This is a genomic window from Bradyrhizobium sp. WSM2793 (assembly GCF_000379585.1).
Classification (GTDB): domain Bacteria; phylum Pseudomonadota; class Alphaproteobacteria; order Rhizobiales; family Xanthobacteraceae; genus Bradyrhizobium.
Genome location: NZ_KB902769.1, coordinates 159234 through 173669 on the forward strand (window position 1 = coordinate 159234; position 14436 = coordinate 173669).

The window sequence follows — 14436 nt, forward strand, 5'->3', positions numbered from 1 at the left end:
CGAATGGGGGGCGCGTCAACTGGGACCGTGTGTATGCAAACGGTCTTCTGGCTGTCTGTTGGGCAAAACTGTGTTCTGCAGCCCATCCGTTCGGCAATCCAGCATCAAAACATGCTGGATTGCACGCTGCACTGCGGAAAATTTGTTCGCAGGATCAGACGAAGTGTGGAGGCGAAATTCTACGCGACGGACATGTCGAGCGGCGGCTCGACGTGATCCGGCAGCGGACAGACATACGGCGTCTTGGCCGTTCGCTTCTTCAAGTCGGCCTTGGCCGCCTTGATCAGTTCCGGATCTGTCAGCGCCTTGATGCCGAGACCGGCCATCGCCTTGGCGGCCTGCACCATGGCCTTGTGGGCATGCGGGCTCTTGCCCTGCGCCACCACCTGCCAGGTGTGGAACGGCGTGCCGATTGCAACCGTGGGGGCGTGAACCTGCACGGTCGGCACCACCCAGCTGACGTCGCCGACGTCGGTCGAGCCGACCAGCGGGTTGCGCTTGGCATCGAGCGGCACCAGGAAGTCGGCCAGCGGCCGATCGGTCTGCTCCATGCCGATCGCGTAATAGACCGACGCGATATCCTTGTCGCTCAAGGTCGCGCGAATCTGGCTGGCAAAGCCCTTGTCGGCATCGTCGAAATGCGGCGGTCCGAGCTCTTCCATGACCCGGTGCAGCGCCTGCTCCAGCGGCGTGTTCGGCAGGATGTTGGAGACCGCGGAGATGATCTTCATCTCGACCTTGGTCTCGGTCATCAGCGCCGCGCCCTCGGCGATCTTGCTCACACGTCCGACCAGCTCGTTCATGCCGGGAAGGTCACGGGCGCGGATCGAATAGCGCACCCGCGCATGGGCCTGCACCACGTTCGGCGCAATGCCGCCGGTGTCGAGCAGCGCGTAATGCACCCGCGCATCGCTCGGCATGTGCTCGCGCATGTAGTTCACGCCGACATTCATCAACTCCACCGCATCGAGCGCGGAGCGGCCGAGATGCGGCGAGGCCGCGGCATGCGAGGTGCGACCGGTGAAGATGAAATCCGCGCGCGTGTTGGCGAGCGACGGCGTCACCGCGACCTCCCAGAAGCTGTGCGGATGCCAGGTGATGGCGATGTCGGCGTCCTCGAACGCCCCCGAGCGCACCATGAAGGCCTTTGCTGCGCCGCCTTCTTCAGCCGGGCAGCCATAATAGCGCACGCGACCTGGCACCTTGTTTTCGGCAAGCCAGTCCTTCATCGCGGTCGCGGCGAGCAGCGCGGCGGAACCGAGCAGATTGTGACCACAGCCATGGCCGTGTCCGCCGGCTTCGATCGGACGATGCTCGGCGACACCCGCTTCCTGGCTGAGACCGGGAAGGGCGTCATATTCGCCCATGAATGCGATGACCGGACCGCCCTCGCCCCACTCGCCCATCACTGCGGTCGGAATGCCGGCGACGTTCCCGGTGATGCGGAAACCCTGATGACGCAGCTCGGCGAGATGCTCGGCGGCGGATCGCGCCTCGGTGTAGCACACCTCGGGCATGCCCCAGACCTTGTCGCTGAGGTCGATGAAACGCCCCTTGATCGTGTCGACGCCACGCCAGATGTCGCTGCGGTTGTCCATTGCTTCGGTCCGTGATCCCTTGGTCAAACGAAGCGGCAATGGTTAGCAGCTTCATGGTACGGCGCCTAGCACCTCGCCGGACACCAGCCATGCGGCGCATGCCGGATTGAGGGGTGCCTACCGCTCGTGCACAAGGTGTTTCCGTGCCTTTCAAAGATTTCACGCGGCGCTCTCACGAATAATTGGGAACGAGGCTTTCAAGACGGCCTGCCCCGGCCTAAATTATGCGGGCTTCGCGCGACGCTCTACAGCAATCACGGAGCGATGCACTCAGCCAGGAGAACTCCATGCCCGCTTTGACCGAATGGAGAGTGCCGCCGGCCAATCAGCCGCGTGCGGGCGACTACGGTTTCGATCTCGACCGCGCGCTCGCATCCGTCGTTGGCCTGCACGCCATCGTCCCGCCGGACGCCTTCAGCGCCGAGACGCTGGGCACCGAACGCGCCGGCAACGGCGTCGTGATCGATCACGGACTGGTGCTCACCATCGGCTATCTCATCACCGAGGCGGAATCGGTGTGGCTGCACCTCGGCGATGGGCGGGTGGTCGAAGGCCATGCGCTCGGTTTCGATTCCGAAACCGGCTTCGGCCTGGTGCAAGCCCTCGGTGAGCTCGACGTCGAACCGTTGCCGCTCGGCAGTTCGGCGGAAGCCGGGATCGGCGACCGCGTCGTGGTCGGCGGCGCCGGCGGCCGCACGCGCTCGGTCGCCAGCCAGATCGTGGCCAAGCAGGAGTTCGCCGGCTATTGGGAATATCTGCTGGACGAAGCCGTCTTCACCTATCCCGCGCATCCGAACTGGGGCGGCACGGCGCTGCTCAACGAGCGCGGCGAGCTGATCGGCATCGGCTCGCTTCAGCTGGAGCGCGAGCGCGACGGCAAGGCCGAGCATGTCAACATGGTCGTGCCGATCGACCTCTTGAAGCCGGTCCTGGACGATCTGCGCAAGTTCGGTCGCGTCAACAAGCCGGCGCGACCCTGGCTCGGGCTCTACTCGACCGAGATCGACAACCGCTTGGTCGTAATCGGGATCTCCCCCAACGGCCCTGCCGCGCGCGCCGAGCTCAAGACCGACGACATCATCCTCGCCGTGAACGGGGACAAGGTCACGAGCCAGACCGCCTTCTACAAGAAGATGTGGGCGCTCGGCACCGCCGGCGTCGACGTGCCGCTGACCGTGTACCACCAAGGCGTCACCTTCGACGTCACGGTGACCTCCACCGATCGCTTCAAGCTCTTGAAGGCACCGAAGCTGCATTGATCCCACGCTGAAGGAAGCCGCGATGAGCGAGGCCGTGATCGACGACATCGTGGCCGTGCTGCCGCCGCTGCTCAATGCGCTGGAAGCGCTCGGCTTCTTCCAACGCCATCTGCATCCGCCGGCGTTCGCTACCGTGATGAACGCGATCGGCGCACCGGATGAGGCGCTGCAAACGGCACACGCGGCTATTGGAGAGTGGCCGGAGCAGTTCGCGGGCCTCCGCGAGCGGTTCGATCGCGCCTGCGGCGAGACGCTCGCCGCCTTTGCCGGGATCCGCGAGGTCGAGCGCGGCAATGGCGATCTCGTCGCTGTCTTCCGCGCGCTGCGCCACGTGCCGCGCGCGCAGGAGGCGCTTTATCCCTTGGCGATGCAATTTCCTCCCGTAAGCAGCTTCTTCCTCAACACCGCCAAACGCGAAAATGCGGATCTGTTGTCGCGGCTCGACGTCGGCGCGAGCGAAAATACCGGCATCTTCCACGATCACAACGAACCCGGCAGCCGCGGCGGCTTCTCGGTCTATGTGCCTGAGGACCATTCGCCCGAGCGCGCCATGCCGCTGGTGATGGCGCTGCATGGCGGCAGCGGCAACGGACGCGGTTTCCTGTGGAGCTGGTTGCGCGACGCCCGCAGCCTTGGCACGATTCTGGTGGCGCCAACCGCGACCGGTCCGACCTGGGCGCTGATGGGCGATGATGCCGATACGCCTAACCTCATGCGTATCCTCGAAACCGTGCGCAGCCGCTGGAGCATCGACGCCTCGCGCATGCTGCTGACCGGCATGAGCGACGGCGGCACCTTCAGTTACGTCAGCGGCCTCGACGGCGCCTCGCCTTTCACCCATCTGGCGCCGGTCTCGGCAACCTTCCATCCGCTGATGGCGGAGATGGCCGACGCCGCGCGCCTGCAGGGGCTGCCCATCTTCATCACCCACGGCAAGCTCGACTGGATGTTTCCGGTGCAGACCGCGCGCCAGACCCAGGCAGCGCTCGCAGCGGCCGGGGCTGATGTCACCTATCGCGAGATCGACGACCTCAGCCACACCTATCCGCGCGAGATCAACGCGGAGCTGGTGCAGTGGCTGAACGCGGGATGAACAACCCGTCCTTATCCGCGCCGCACTGCCGCGGAACCATCGCTCCGGGCCGACGTTATTGCTGGCCCACCGGAGGTTCGCAAATGCAGACTTTTTTCGGAATGATCCTTGGCGCGCTGCTGCTTGCCGGCGGCGTGTATGTTTATGACTCCATGCAGACCTCGTCCGTCGCCAATGGCGAGGTCGCGACCACCAATCGCACCATCGTGAACTGGGATGTCGCGAAGGCGGATTGGGATGCGCTGCGCGACCGCGCGCACAAGGACTGGGTCCGGATCTCGTCGAAGTAACAACGCCCATCATGAACGAGGCGCCGTCGCGAGCTCCGCGGCGGCGCCTTTGCGTTGGCTACCGACCGATGCGCCTCAGTTCATCTTGGCCTTGCGCGCATCGGCGATGACCTGCTCGAACTCGGTCATGCTGAGCACGCCGGGGACGCGGTACTTGCCGACGATGAAAGACGGGGTGCCGCTGAAACCGAAGGCTTCGGCCTGCTCGTTGTTGCGCTTGAGCAGGGCGTCGATATCGCTGCCATGGCCGGCGAGATCGCGCTTCAGGCGATCCATGTCGAGGCCAGCGGCGGCAAGCAGCTCGTTGATGCGCGGCTCGGTCAGGCGCGAGCTGACGCCCATCAAGGCATCATGGGCCTGATGGTATTTGTCCTGGAATTTTGCCGCGAGAGCGGTCCGCGCCGCGGTGACGGAGACCGGCCCGAGGATCGGCCAATCCTTCATCACCAGCCGCACCTTGCCGTCGTCCTGGACGACCTGGCGCAGCTCGGGCTCGAGCTTGCGGCAATAGGGGCAATTGTAGTCGGACCATTCGACGATGGTGACGTTGCCGTTGGGATTGCCGGCGACGGGCGTGTCGGGATCGCGCAGCACCTTGGCTTCGGTCAGCACCTCGTTGTCGTCGGTCGCCGCGCGCGCCGAGGCGCCCGTCAGTGCGAGGGCGCCCGCCCCGATCAACGTCAACGCCGCGCGCCGCGTCGGCGCAAGGCCCTTAGTCCCAAATCCAGCCATATCTCGTCCCGTTTCGGTCCCATCTCCCTGAATACGGTCGGGACCGGGAATTGTTACTCGTCATATAGAGTGTCGCGACGGCGATGTCATCGCACCAGCAGCGTGACCATCAGGCTATGCGCCGGACGCACTCGCCGCGGGCGGCGCTGCAATGCGCGGCAGCATCGCCATCAACGTGCCGGTCATCGTTGCGATCAGCGTGGTCTTGCCCTCGTGCTCGGCAAACGCCGTGGCCTCGCAGAACGTCAGCGTGCGGCCGGGCTTGACGACCTCGGCCTTGAAGACGAAGCGCTCACCTTTAGCCGGAGCCAGCAGCGTGGTCTTGAACTCGACGGTAAGGATATCAGCCTCGCGCGGCATCAGGGTGAAGGCGGCAACGCCGCAGGCATTGTCCAGCCCGGCGGTGATGATGCCGGCATGGACAAACCCGTTCTGCTGAGTGAAGGCCGCGGAATGCAGCATCGCCAGCTCGGCCTCGCCCGGTGCAAGGCGGACGATCACGATGCCGAGCGTGTGCATCGCCGGCTGGCCGTCGAACATGGCGATGGCCGCCGCCCGATAGCCCGGGTTCTTCGGCTCGAACGCAGCCATGGCTCAGGCCTCGGCCGGCTCGGCGAGATGCCGAAGAGCGATCTCGCGGACGGCATCCGTGAACGGCGCCGATTTGCGCTGGGTTCGATCCATGTGCACGCCGGTGATCTCGCAAATCGCCGCGATCTCGCCGGTCTCGGCATTCGTCATGTCGTGCCGGAAGCGGATCGACTTGTCGCGCACCTCGAGCAGATGGCTACGGATCTCGACGATGTCGCCGGCGAGCAGCTCGCGCCTGTAGGCGATGTTCTGCTGCACGGCGGCCATGCCGCGGCCGGAGGAGCGCAAATAGCTCGGCGTGAGGCCGAGGCGGGCGAACAGGTTCCAGTTGGCTTCGTCGAATTTGCCGACATACCACATGATGTTCATGTGGCCGACATGGTCGCATTGCCACGGATAGACCGTGCCGCGATAGGTCGCTTCCTGCTCCATCGCCATTTTCCGCCATCGTTGTTTATTGATTGATACGGTAGCGTATCAGGCACGAGACGCGTTAGCAATACGGCACCGTATCAAGAATCGGAGAGATTTGCTTCATGAGCGATGGCAAGGGCGATGTCTGGGTCGAGGCGGGCTTTGCCGAGCTTGCCCGCTCGGGGGTCGAGGGTGTCAGGGTCGAGGTGCTTGCCAAGAATCTCGGCGTCACCAAGGGCGGCTTCTACCGCCGCTTCGCCGACCGCGCCGCGCTGCTCGACGCCATGCTGCAGCGCTGGCGCGAGGGCCGGGCCGCGTCGATCGCGCAGCAGACGCGCCTCGATGGCCAACAGCCCCGCGAACGGCTGAAGGCGGTGATCCAGCTCTACTCCGAGCGGCTCAATCCGGAAGCCATGGCGATCGAGCTCGCGATCCGGCAATGGGCCCGCTCCGACGAGCGCGCCGCGGCCGCCGTGGCGAGCGTGGACGCAGCGCGGCTCAAGCACGTGGCCGAGCTCTATCGCGCGACCGGGCTTGCACCCGAGGAGGCCGAGGCGCAGGCCTTCCTGTTCTACTGCTTCATCTTCGGCCAGAGCCTGTTGTTCGTCGAGCGCGGCCCGCGCAAGCGATCGCAACTGGTGGCGAAGTCGGCCGAGAAATTGCTGGATTAGGCAAAAGGCCGGAGCGGTGCTCCGGCCTTCGTATCGATTCGAAGCTCAGGCGGCGCCCTTCAGCTTCTTGTTGCATTCGCTGTAGTAGCCGCCGCCCTTCTGGATCCACTTCATGCCGCCGTTGCCGTTGGTGGTCTTGTTGGCGTTGTACTGGTCGACGCAGGTGTGCAGGCGCCCCTTGCCCGGGGTCTCCTTGGCATATTTCGGATCGATCGCGTTCGGATAGATCGCAGGTCCCGCCGGCAGGGTCGGCGCGGCGGCGGGGGCCGCCTCCTTCTTGGCCTGCTTCGGCTCGGCGGGCGCAGCCGCGGTCGGTGCAGGAGCAGCCGGTGCTGCAGCAGCCGGCGTTGCATCCGCGCCGCACTGGGCCTTGCGGAAGTCATTCCACTTCATGGTGCCGAGCGAGCCGTCCTTCTTGGCCGCCTGGTATTTGGCGCTGCACTCCTGCGACGTCAGCGCCTGCGCCGGCGCCGATACCGGGAGCGCAGCAAATCCCGACAACGCAATCGCGCACAGCATTTTTGATTGAATGGTCATCCTTAGGTCTCCTCCTTGGTCTTCCCCCGAGGGGAAGTGAAACAAGTCTTACTATCCTAGCGTGCCGGCCATTTGCGACAAGGAAGCGATGGCTCCCGGCTGCCAAAATATAGTAACGGCGCCGTTCAGATTATTCATGTCGCGTTCAGCAATGCGAGCCGACGTTCGCAGCCCTTCGCAATTCTCGCAAGATGAGTGCAACACCATGACCCTCGCCTCTCGCCTCGCCGCCGTCGCCCTCGCCTCCCTGCTCGCCGGCGGCACCGCCTTCGCGCAGACCGCCGCGCCGGCGGCCAAGACCGATACGAAGACCGACGCCGCCACGGCCGACAAGAAAGCCCCGAAGGAGCGCTCGGCCGAGTCGCTCGAATGCTCCAAGCAGGCCGACGCCAAGGGCCTGCACGGCAAGGAGCGCAAGAAATTCCGCTCCGAATGCATCAAGACCGCCAAGGCGGGCGCCGCCGCGCCGGCTGCCGACAAGAAGTAGCTCCGACACGATCTTCCGCGAGCTTCCAGCGAGAGGCGCGCGCATTGCGGCATGACGAGCCTGGAATTGTGCGCCTCTCCCTGATTTGCGATAAGGTGGCGTGAAGCAAATCGCCGCCTCCCTGTCGTTTGAATGGCCGAGCCGTGCCAAGATCTTGAGCACGGCGGAGACGCTCGTCATCGGCACCGCCGGCGGCCTTGTGTTTCTCCTCGCCGGCCTTCCCGGCGGGCTGATCTCCGGCTCGATGATCGCGGTCGGGATCGCCGCGATCGCCGGGCGCCAGCTCGCGCTGCCGCCACTCCTGACCCAGACCGTGCTGGTGCTGCTCGGCATTTCGCTGGGCTCGGTGGTCTCGCGCCATCTGCTTCAGCAGGTCGGCGCATACCCCCTCACCATCGGGCTGCTTGCGCTCGCGACCTTCTGCTCGACCTTCGGCTCGAGCTATTACCTCCAGCGCATCCATGGCTGGGACCGCACCTCGGCCTTCCTGGCCGGCAGCCCCGGCGCGTTGTCGCAGATCACGATCCTGGCGGTCGAGCGCGGCGCCGACCTGCCGGGCATCGCGGTGGTGCAGACCATGCGCGTCATCATCCTCACCGCGGCCCTGCCGATGGTGCTCGCGTTTGCAGGCGTCGCCCCCTCGGCCGCGCCGTCGCTGGCGACGACGATCGCCTCGCCGCTCGATCTCGTCGAGCTGGTCGCGGCCTCGCTGGCCATGGCGCTGGTCCTGCGCCTGATCAGGTTTCCGGCGAGCTGGATGTTCGGCGCCATGATCGCCTCCAGCGTGCTGCATGGCGCCGGCTGGGTCGAGGGCGGCTTGCCGGACTGGGTGCGCGGCGTGGCACTGGTCGGCATCGGCGCGCTGATCGGCAGCCGTTTCGCGCGGATGCGGATCAAGACACTGGCCGGCCACCTCAACGCGGCGCTGGGCTCGTTCACGGTCGCAATCGCCGTCTCCGCCATCTTCGTCGGCATCGTGGCGCTGACCACCCAGGTCAGATTCTCCGACGCCGTCGTCGCCTTCGCGCCGGGCGCGATGGATGCCATGCTGGCGCTGGCGCTGACGCTGCACATCGACCCGATCTTCGTCGGGGCCCACCATTTGTCGCGTTTCGTGTTCGTGACGATCGCAACACCGGGCATCGTGCATCTGTTCGGACGCACGCAGGACGATGTGGATGATTGACGGCGCGCGGTGCGCCTCGCGAACTCCGCTCTCGTAGGGTGGGCAAAGGCGCATAGCGCCGTGCCCACGTTCTCTTTCGACCTTATCACTACGAGATGGTGGGCACGGCGCGCGAAGGGCGCGCCTTTGCCCACCCTACGACGGCTTGCCTAGCCTCTCGCCGTCTTCGCAAATCCCCACGCGGCAATCGCGGCCATGAGCAGCGAGATCAGGACGTTGTAGCCGGCGAGCGAGAGGCCGAGGAAGCGCCACTGCACCTCGTCGCAACGCACCACCTTCACGGTGTCGAGCTTTGAGAACAGATCGCCGGCATTGCCAAGATGGACGACGGGACCGCTGCAATCGGTCGGCCCCTTCCAGAACCCCCATTCAACGCCGGAATGGTAGGTGCCGAGACCGGCATTGGCGAGCGTTGCCAGCGCGAGGATCGCCAGCCCCGCCAGCAGCAGCGGCCGCGGCGCGCCGCTCCGCGCCGCCAGCGCCGTGAGCGCACCGAGCGGAATCGCGAGATAATAGGCGTAGCGCTGCTCCAGGCAGAGCGGACAGGGCAGGATCTCCAGCACGAGCTGGAAGAACCAGGCGCCCGCGATGGTCGCGGCTGCAATCAGCGTGACGAGCAGCGAGGCCGTCAGCGCAGCGCCGCTCGCAGCCGGCTTGAACGCAGGTATGGCGGCACTCTGGGTCGTCACGGCAGCCTCTTTCCGGTAGGTCGCGCTCCTAAGCCTCTAGACCCGCTCCATGCGGCTGTCGAGAACGGCTGACATCACTTTGGCGCGGGTTGACCCCGCTTTGTCCATGGCTATAGTCCGCCGGCTTCGCGACGCTCCCTGCAAGGGCCGACCGAGGGCCCCTGTGGCGGAACTGGTAGACGCGCTCGACTCAAAATCGAGTTCCGCAAGGAGTGCTGGTTCGATTCCGGCCAGGGGCACCACGCTTCGCCCTTCGGGCTACGCGTGGCGCGGCCACGCGAAGCCGAACGGCGAAGCGTGTCCGGCGTAGCCTCTCGGCGAAGACGGACTGCCTCAGCAAAGCTCCACTCGCTCCCCCCACCCTAGCCATCCCCTCATCTCCACTGTATAAACCGGTAGCTTCTTCCGTAACTCGAAGGAGCTCATATGAACGACCTGCACGCGTGGCTTTCGCAGCAACACCACGGTTTGCGGACCTTCCAGACCTTTCAGCAGAAGCTCGAGACGCTCGGCCAGCATGATCCCGCCCAGCGCGGCCTGTGCCGCCTGCTCAGCGATGTCGTCGGCAGCTATGTCGAGGCCTTTGACGAGGCCCCGCTGCCGGTCGACATTGCCGAGGACGCCTATCGGCGCCTGCTGACGCTGGTCGAAAGCCTCGATCTGCACGGAAATGCCGCTCGCCGGCTCGCCGACATCAACCGCGTGGCGACCTGCGAGTTGTGGCGGTGATCGTCAGGACCAGCGTGCCCACTTCAATTTCTAGGTAACAGGACACGCCTCTTCGGCCTCGCGACGCATGACGCCCGAGTCTTGAGTTTCTTGACGCCCATTCCTTGGAAAGGGCGCAGGGAAGGCCGGGCGCCGGCTGGCACCCGCGGTCCGCTGCGCGCAAATTGCGAAGACAAATGCACAGCGGCATACAGGGCAGCCCAGGACATCCCGGCCTTTCCCTGCGCAATGGTTTTACGGCTTATGGCGCGCTCTCCCCGGGGAGCGATGCACTATTGCCCCCGTCGCCTTGCGGATGACTGGCGCGCGTGCCCGGTCGGGCCGCTTCACCACCACAAGCCTTGACGCACAGACCCCGGGCGTCAGGACGACACGCTTTTGCCGTACGCGGACCGCACCGGTCGTGTGCGCGCTGCTCAACCGCTCACAGGAGAAACCCGCCCTGCGATTGCTGGCGCGCCGATGCACTCCACGTCCACCGCCACCCGGCCCGCGCATCGTGACGATCGCGAAACGCCCCTTATCCTTGGGCCGGGATGAGCGATACATACGCTATTTCCGAATTTCGGTCAAGCAGAATCTTGTATGACCAAGCGGCGAGTGTCCAGACAGGCATTGTTCCGGCCGAGAATCATCTCCTGCAGCTCAATAGCTTCGTTTCTCCCCCGTGTATCCGCATCGTCATTGCGAGCGCAGCGAAGCACTCCCGGAATGCATCCGCGGAAACGGTCTGGATTGCTTCGTCGCAAGAGCTCCTCGCAATGACGAGGAGGAGAGATTGCGCGTCTTGAGGCCGTTCCACTTCGCCGCGCCGATCCCTATATCCTGTGGCAACCGATGTGATGCAGCGGACAGTTTGATGGCCAGGACACGCAGGACGGACGCCGACGACCTCCCCCGCTATTTCGTCTGGGTCCGGGGCCTCGAAGGCCCCGAGCCGCAGAAATGGATGGCGATGGATTTCGGCGTCGGCGATTGGAAGCGGCCGCTGGTGCTGGCTTATCTGGAGCTGCCGGCGGACGAGCGCGATCTGTCGCTGTCGATGCTGGCGCGGCGGTACCCGCCGCCGCGGGTGGATCTCTCGTAACGGCGTCAGCCCATCCAGCACAAGTCTGTCGCCACGGAGACAATGACCGCTCGATGCATCGCCGCTGCCAGCCAGCGACGACCCGACACGGCGACGCCGCACGATCCCGCTTGCTACCTCAACGCGACTGTGCGCAGAATGCACCTGTATTTTCATGAGTCAGAGATTTCAACCACTGATTGATTCCGGGAAATGATGCCCGGTTTGGCCTGACGCTTTCCTTGTCGAATTTGCCGGAGGGGCCCATGACGCATCATGATGTCGGGGGGAACGCCGATTCTCCGAGGCCGGAACGCGCGCCCAGCGACAGGGATGGGAATGCCGGCGGGGGCGCGGGCGCGGCCCTGCCAAGACGCAAGCTGGTGCTGTTCGCCGACGGCACCGGCAATGCGTTCACCAAGCAGGAATCCAGCGTCTGGCGTCTGTATGAGGCCCTGGACCATACCCAGCCGGACCAGATCGCGCATTACATCAAGGGTGTCGGCACCGCCGGCTGGGCACCGCTTGCCGCGCTCGACGGCGCCACCGGCATCGGCGTCCCCGGCAACGTCCGCAAGCTCTATCGTTTCCTGTGCTGGAATTGGCGACCCGGCGACGAGATCTACATCTTCGGCTTCAGCCGCGGCGCCTTCACCGCGCGCACGCTGGCGGCGCTGATCGCGAGCCAGGGCCTGATGCCGGCGGAGATCGACGACACGCCGGTGTCGCACGCGGAGATGGGGCGCAACGTCAAAGCCGCCTGGCGCGAGTATCGGCGCGAGACCGTGCCCTGGACCAAGAGCTTGCCGACGATCTGGGTCACGCGCTGGATCCGCGACTTCCTGCTGTTCGTCTATCACTGGCTTTGCGGGCACCGTAGCTATGCCGAGGTGCGGAGCAAAATGAACGGGCGCAGCGAGGTCGAGATCGCATTCCTCGGCCTGTTCGACACCGTCGAGGCCTTCGGCGTGCCGGTCGAGGAGCTCCGTCTCGCCATCGACTGGACGATCTGGCCGATCTCGTTCCGCAATCACCGGCTGTCGCACAAGGTCAGGCACGCCTGTCACGCGCTCGCGCTCGACGACGAACGCACCACCTTCCATCCGCTGCGGATCGACCAGAGCCATCTGGCGGAAGGGCAGATCGTCAAGGAAGTGTGGTTCACGGGCGTCCATTCCGATATCGGCGGCGGCTATCCGGAATCCACGCTGTCCTTCGTGCCGCTAGTCTGGATGGTCGAGCAGCTCGGCGACCGGTTGCGCTTCCAGGACGGCGAGATCGAGCATTTCAGGGAATATCAATCGGCGCTCGGGCCGCGGCATGATTCACGCAGCGGCGCAGCGGTGCTGTACCGCTACGGGCCGCGTCCGATCCTCGGCGGCGACGTGAATGGCGGGCTGCCGGTGGTGCACTTCGCCGTCATCGAGCGCATGCTGCTCGGCTGCGATGATTACGCGCCTATCATGCTTCCGGCGAACTGCCTGGTGCTGCTGCCGGACGGAACGAGGTTGCCGCTGCGTTCTGAGGGAGAGACCAAGAATCTCGACGAGCAGCATGCGCGCGAGGTCATGAAGGCCGCCTATCTGCAAAAGGCGACGGGACCGCGTCGTACCGAGGAGGCCAGGGCCTTCACCACGATGAGCACGCCCGACGCCACCATGTCGAGCCTCACGCGCGACACCGTGTGGTGGCGGCGCGTCGCCTATTTCTCGCTTTTGTTCATGGCCGGCGTGATCGCCGCCTGGCCGTGGATCGCGCGCGCGCTGGTGCAGTGGTCCGAAGACCGCGCCCTGGAGGGCACCGGCACACTGTCTTTCATCACCAATATCGACTGGGTGATGGGCGCGATGGTGGCGCCGCTGACCAATCTGCTGCGAGACGTGCTGCCGTCCTATGCTGCCCCCTGGCTCAACATCGCGACCTACTATCCCTTCCTGACCTCGATCGTGGTGATCGTCACCTGGTGGATCTGGCACAAGAACGGAACGTTGCGTGACGACATCGAGGAGCGGGCACGTCTTGCCTGGAACACGTCGCGCCGCAGGGCGAGCATGGAGCACATCGACAAGCCGGGGCCGTTGATGCGGCTCGGACACTGGATGCGCCTGAACGCCAGCCCGGCGCAGCACGTCATCACCAGGGGACTGGTGCCTGCGGTCTTCCTGATCGCGATCTTCGGCTCGGCCGCGCTAATCGTGTCGAGCAGCCTGTTCACCGCACGTCTCGCCTTCGGCTCGGTCTGCTCGCCGCCTGCGGCCAAGGGCTCTGCCGCGTTCCAGACCGGCGCGCCGGTGACGGACGAGCCGCTCGACGCGCGCGCGTTGTTCGACATCAGGGACTTTTGCTGGTGGAGCGGGCTCGCCGTCGAGAAGGGCCGCAAATACCGTGTCTTTCTCGAGATCAAAGAGCCATGGTTCGACCGTACCATCATGAGCGGCGTGAACGGATTTGCGACCTACGAGCCGCACCACTACGTGGCGCTGCCGGAGCGTCGTCTGTTCGCCGCGGACTGGTTCCAGCCCGTGGTGCGCGTCGGCAGCAAAGGCATCAACGACCTGCCGCTCAAGGCAGTCAATGTGATGCCGGCCGACGAATTTCCCCGCCGCATGAAGCCCACCCTGCCCGCGGAGGACGACATCAGCAGGAGCCGCAACAGGTACCCCGTGCGGCTCGACGACACGGCCGAATTCAAGGGCAGGCTCGACGGACTCGGCAAATTCGAACCGATTCCGCCGGCCACGCTCGCCGAGGCAGGCCAGGTCTGGACCAAGCAGCTGTTGACCGGCCGCGTCGTCGCCGAATTCGTGGCGCCCGAGTCCGGCGAGCTGTTCTTCTACGTCAATGACGCCGTCCAGATATTCCCGCGGCTGCTTCCGGAGTCGTGGGTCCCGTCCTGGCTCGATGCGATCCAGGGACCGCACGATCTGTTCTACCGAAACAATAGCGGCACTGCGAAGATCAAGGTCCAGCGCCTGCCGGCCCCACCGATGCCGCCGGACAAGCCGTCATTACCGCTGGCGAGCAACTGAGACCCAGCGGGCCCCCGCCTCGGAGCTCTCCGCGCCGCGACTTGGACACGGGGCATTCCCGCCCC

Annotated in this window: 15 protein-coding genes and 1 tRNA gene; 10 read left to right on the forward strand and 6 right to left on the reverse strand. The window is 65.4% G+C overall.

What is annotated here, in order from left to right:
- Positions 1–179 precede the first annotated feature (179 nt).
- On the reverse strand, positions 180–1598 hold the full coding sequence (locus A3AS_RS0103890) for a M20 family metallopeptidase (RefSeq protein ID WP_026201641.1): 1419 nt from the start codon (positions 1596–1598) through the stop codon (positions 180–182).
- Between the two features lie 287 nt (positions 1599–1885).
- Here A3AS_RS0103890 and A3AS_RS0103895 point away from each other — a divergent pair, with 287 nt between their 5' ends.
- From A3AS_RS0103895 to A3AS_RS0103905, 3 genes are all read left to right on the forward strand, one after another.
- On the forward strand, positions 1886–2857 hold the full coding sequence (locus A3AS_RS0103895) for a S1C family serine protease (RefSeq protein WP_018316292.1): 972 nt from the start codon (positions 1886–1888) through the stop codon (positions 2855–2857).
- Between the two features lie 22 nt (positions 2858–2879).
- Positions 2880–3950: a phospholipase gene (locus A3AS_RS0103900; RefSeq protein ID WP_018316293.1), complete on the forward strand. Its 1071-nt coding sequence runs from the start codon at positions 2880–2882 to the stop codon at positions 3948–3950.
- 83 nt (positions 3951–4033) lie between these two features.
- Entirely contained in the window at positions 4034–4240 is a 207-nt protein-coding gene (locus A3AS_RS0103905) for a hypothetical protein (RefSeq protein ID WP_018316294.1), read from the forward strand.
- 75 nt (positions 4241–4315) lie between these two features.
- On the opposite strand, the gene A3AS_RS0103910 is transcribed toward A3AS_RS0103905, so the two are convergent.
- From A3AS_RS0103910 to A3AS_RS0103920, 3 genes are all read right to left on the reverse strand, one after another.
- Entirely contained in the window at positions 4316–4972 is a 657-nt protein-coding gene (locus A3AS_RS0103910; protein ID WP_018316295.1) for a DsbA family protein, read from the reverse strand.
- Between the two features lie 114 nt (positions 4973–5086).
- Positions 5087–5563 (reverse strand): PaaI family thioesterase, encoded by a 477-nt coding sequence (locus tag A3AS_RS0103915; protein ID WP_018316296.1) that lies wholly within the window; start codon positions 5561–5563, stop codon positions 5087–5089.
- A 3-nt stretch (positions 5564–5566) separates the two neighbouring features.
- Positions 5567–5995, reverse strand: coding sequence for a thioesterase family protein (locus A3AS_RS0103920; RefSeq protein WP_026201642.1), 429 nt, complete (start codon positions 5993–5995; stop codon positions 5567–5569).
- Between the two features lie 104 nt (positions 5996–6099).
- Between A3AS_RS0103920 and A3AS_RS0103925 the strand changes: the two genes are divergently transcribed.
- Entirely contained in the window at positions 6100–6648 is a 549-nt protein-coding gene (locus A3AS_RS0103925) for a TetR/AcrR family transcriptional regulator (RefSeq protein WP_018316298.1), read from the forward strand.
- 45 nt (positions 6649–6693) lie between these two features.
- On the opposite strand, the gene A3AS_RS0103930 is transcribed toward A3AS_RS0103925, so the two are convergent.
- Positions 6694–7185 (reverse strand): hypothetical protein, encoded by a 492-nt coding sequence (locus A3AS_RS0103930; RefSeq protein WP_018316299.1) that lies wholly within the window; start codon positions 7183–7185, stop codon positions 6694–6696.
- 205 nt (positions 7186–7390) lie between these two features.
- Here A3AS_RS0103930 and A3AS_RS0103935 point away from each other — a divergent pair, with 205 nt between their 5' ends.
- Positions 7391–7672, forward strand: coding sequence for a PsiF family protein (locus A3AS_RS0103935; RefSeq protein ID WP_018316300.1), 282 nt, complete (start codon positions 7391–7393; stop codon positions 7670–7672).
- A gap of 100 nt (positions 7673–7772) precedes the next feature.
- Positions 7773–8858 (forward strand): AbrB family transcriptional regulator, encoded by a 1086-nt coding sequence (locus A3AS_RS0103940; protein WP_018316301.1) that lies wholly within the window; start codon positions 7773–7775, stop codon positions 8856–8858.
- 149 nt (positions 8859–9007) lie between these two features.
- On the opposite strand, the gene A3AS_RS0103945 is transcribed toward A3AS_RS0103940, so the two are convergent.
- Positions 9008–9547 (reverse strand): disulfide bond formation protein B, encoded by a 540-nt coding sequence (locus A3AS_RS0103945; RefSeq protein ID WP_018316302.1) that lies wholly within the window; start codon positions 9545–9547, stop codon positions 9008–9010.
- Positions 9548–9704: 157 nt separating this feature from the next.
- Here A3AS_RS0103945 and A3AS_RS0103950 point away from each other — a divergent pair.
- From A3AS_RS0103950 to A3AS_RS0103970, 4 genes are all read left to right on the forward strand, one after another.
- A tRNA-Leu gene (locus A3AS_RS0103950) sits at positions 9705–9789 on the forward strand.
- 184 nt (positions 9790–9973) lie between these two features.
- A complete protein-coding gene (locus tag A3AS_RS0103955; protein ID WP_018316303.1) occupies positions 9974–10276 on the forward strand; it encodes a hypothetical protein in 303 nt (100 codons plus the stop codon).
- 859 nt (positions 10277–11135) lie between these two features.
- Positions 11136–11363 (forward strand): hypothetical protein, encoded by a 228-nt coding sequence (locus tag A3AS_RS0103965; RefSeq protein WP_018316304.1) that lies wholly within the window; start codon positions 11136–11138, stop codon positions 11361–11363.
- Between the two features lie 245 nt (positions 11364–11608).
- The gene (locus A3AS_RS0103970; protein ID WP_018316305.1) at positions 11609–14371 is read left to right on the forward strand and encodes a DUF2235 domain-containing protein; all 2763 of its coding nucleotides are present in this window, start codon (positions 11609–11611) and stop codon (positions 14369–14371) included.
- Positions 14372–14436 lie beyond the last annotated feature (65 nt).

Bases quoted from the DNA above. Each gene is read 5' to 3' on its own strand.
- A3AS_RS0103890 (WP_026201641.1), bottom strand. From the start codon at position 1,598: ATGGACAACCGCAGCGACATCTGGCGTGGCGTCGACACGATCAAGGGG.
- A3AS_RS0103895 (WP_018316292.1), top strand. From the start codon at position 1,886: ATGCCCGCTTTGACCGAATGGAGAGTGCCGCCGGCCAATCAGCCGCGT.
- A3AS_RS0103900 (WP_018316293.1), top strand. From the start codon at position 2,880: ATGAGCGAGGCCGTGATCGACGACATCGTGGCCGTGCTGCCGCCGCTG.
- A3AS_RS0103905 (WP_018316294.1), top strand. From the start codon at position 4,034: ATGCAGACTTTTTTCGGAATGATCCTTGGCGCGCTGCTGCTTGCCGGC.
- A3AS_RS0103910 (WP_018316295.1), bottom strand. From the start codon at position 4,972: ATGGCTGGATTTGGGACTAAGGGCCTTGCGCCGACGCGGCGCGCGGCG.
- A3AS_RS0103915 (WP_018316296.1), bottom strand. From the start codon at position 5,563: ATGGCTGCGTTCGAGCCGAAGAACCCGGGCTATCGGGCGGCGGCCATC.
- A3AS_RS0103920 (WP_026201642.1), bottom strand. From the start codon at position 5,995: ATGGAGCAGGAAGCGACCTATCGCGGCACGGTCTATCCGTGGCAATGC.
- A3AS_RS0103925 (WP_018316298.1), top strand. From the start codon at position 6,100: ATGAGCGATGGCAAGGGCGATGTCTGGGTCGAGGCGGGCTTTGCCGAG.
- A3AS_RS0103930 (WP_018316299.1), bottom strand. From the start codon at position 7,185: ATGACCATTCAATCAAAAATGCTGTGCGCGATTGCGTTGTCGGGATTT.
- A3AS_RS0103935 (WP_018316300.1), top strand. From the start codon at position 7,391: ATGACCCTCGCCTCTCGCCTCGCCGCCGTCGCCCTCGCCTCCCTGCTC.
- A3AS_RS0103955 (WP_018316303.1), top strand. From the start codon at position 9,974: ATGAACGACCTGCACGCGTGGCTTTCGCAGCAACACCACGGTTTGCGG.
- A3AS_RS0103965 (WP_018316304.1), top strand. From the start codon at position 11,136: ATGGCCAGGACACGCAGGACGGACGCCGACGACCTCCCCCGCTATTTC.
- A3AS_RS0103970 (WP_018316305.1), top strand. From the start codon at position 11,609: ATGACGCATCATGATGTCGGGGGGAACGCCGATTCTCCGAGGCCGGAA.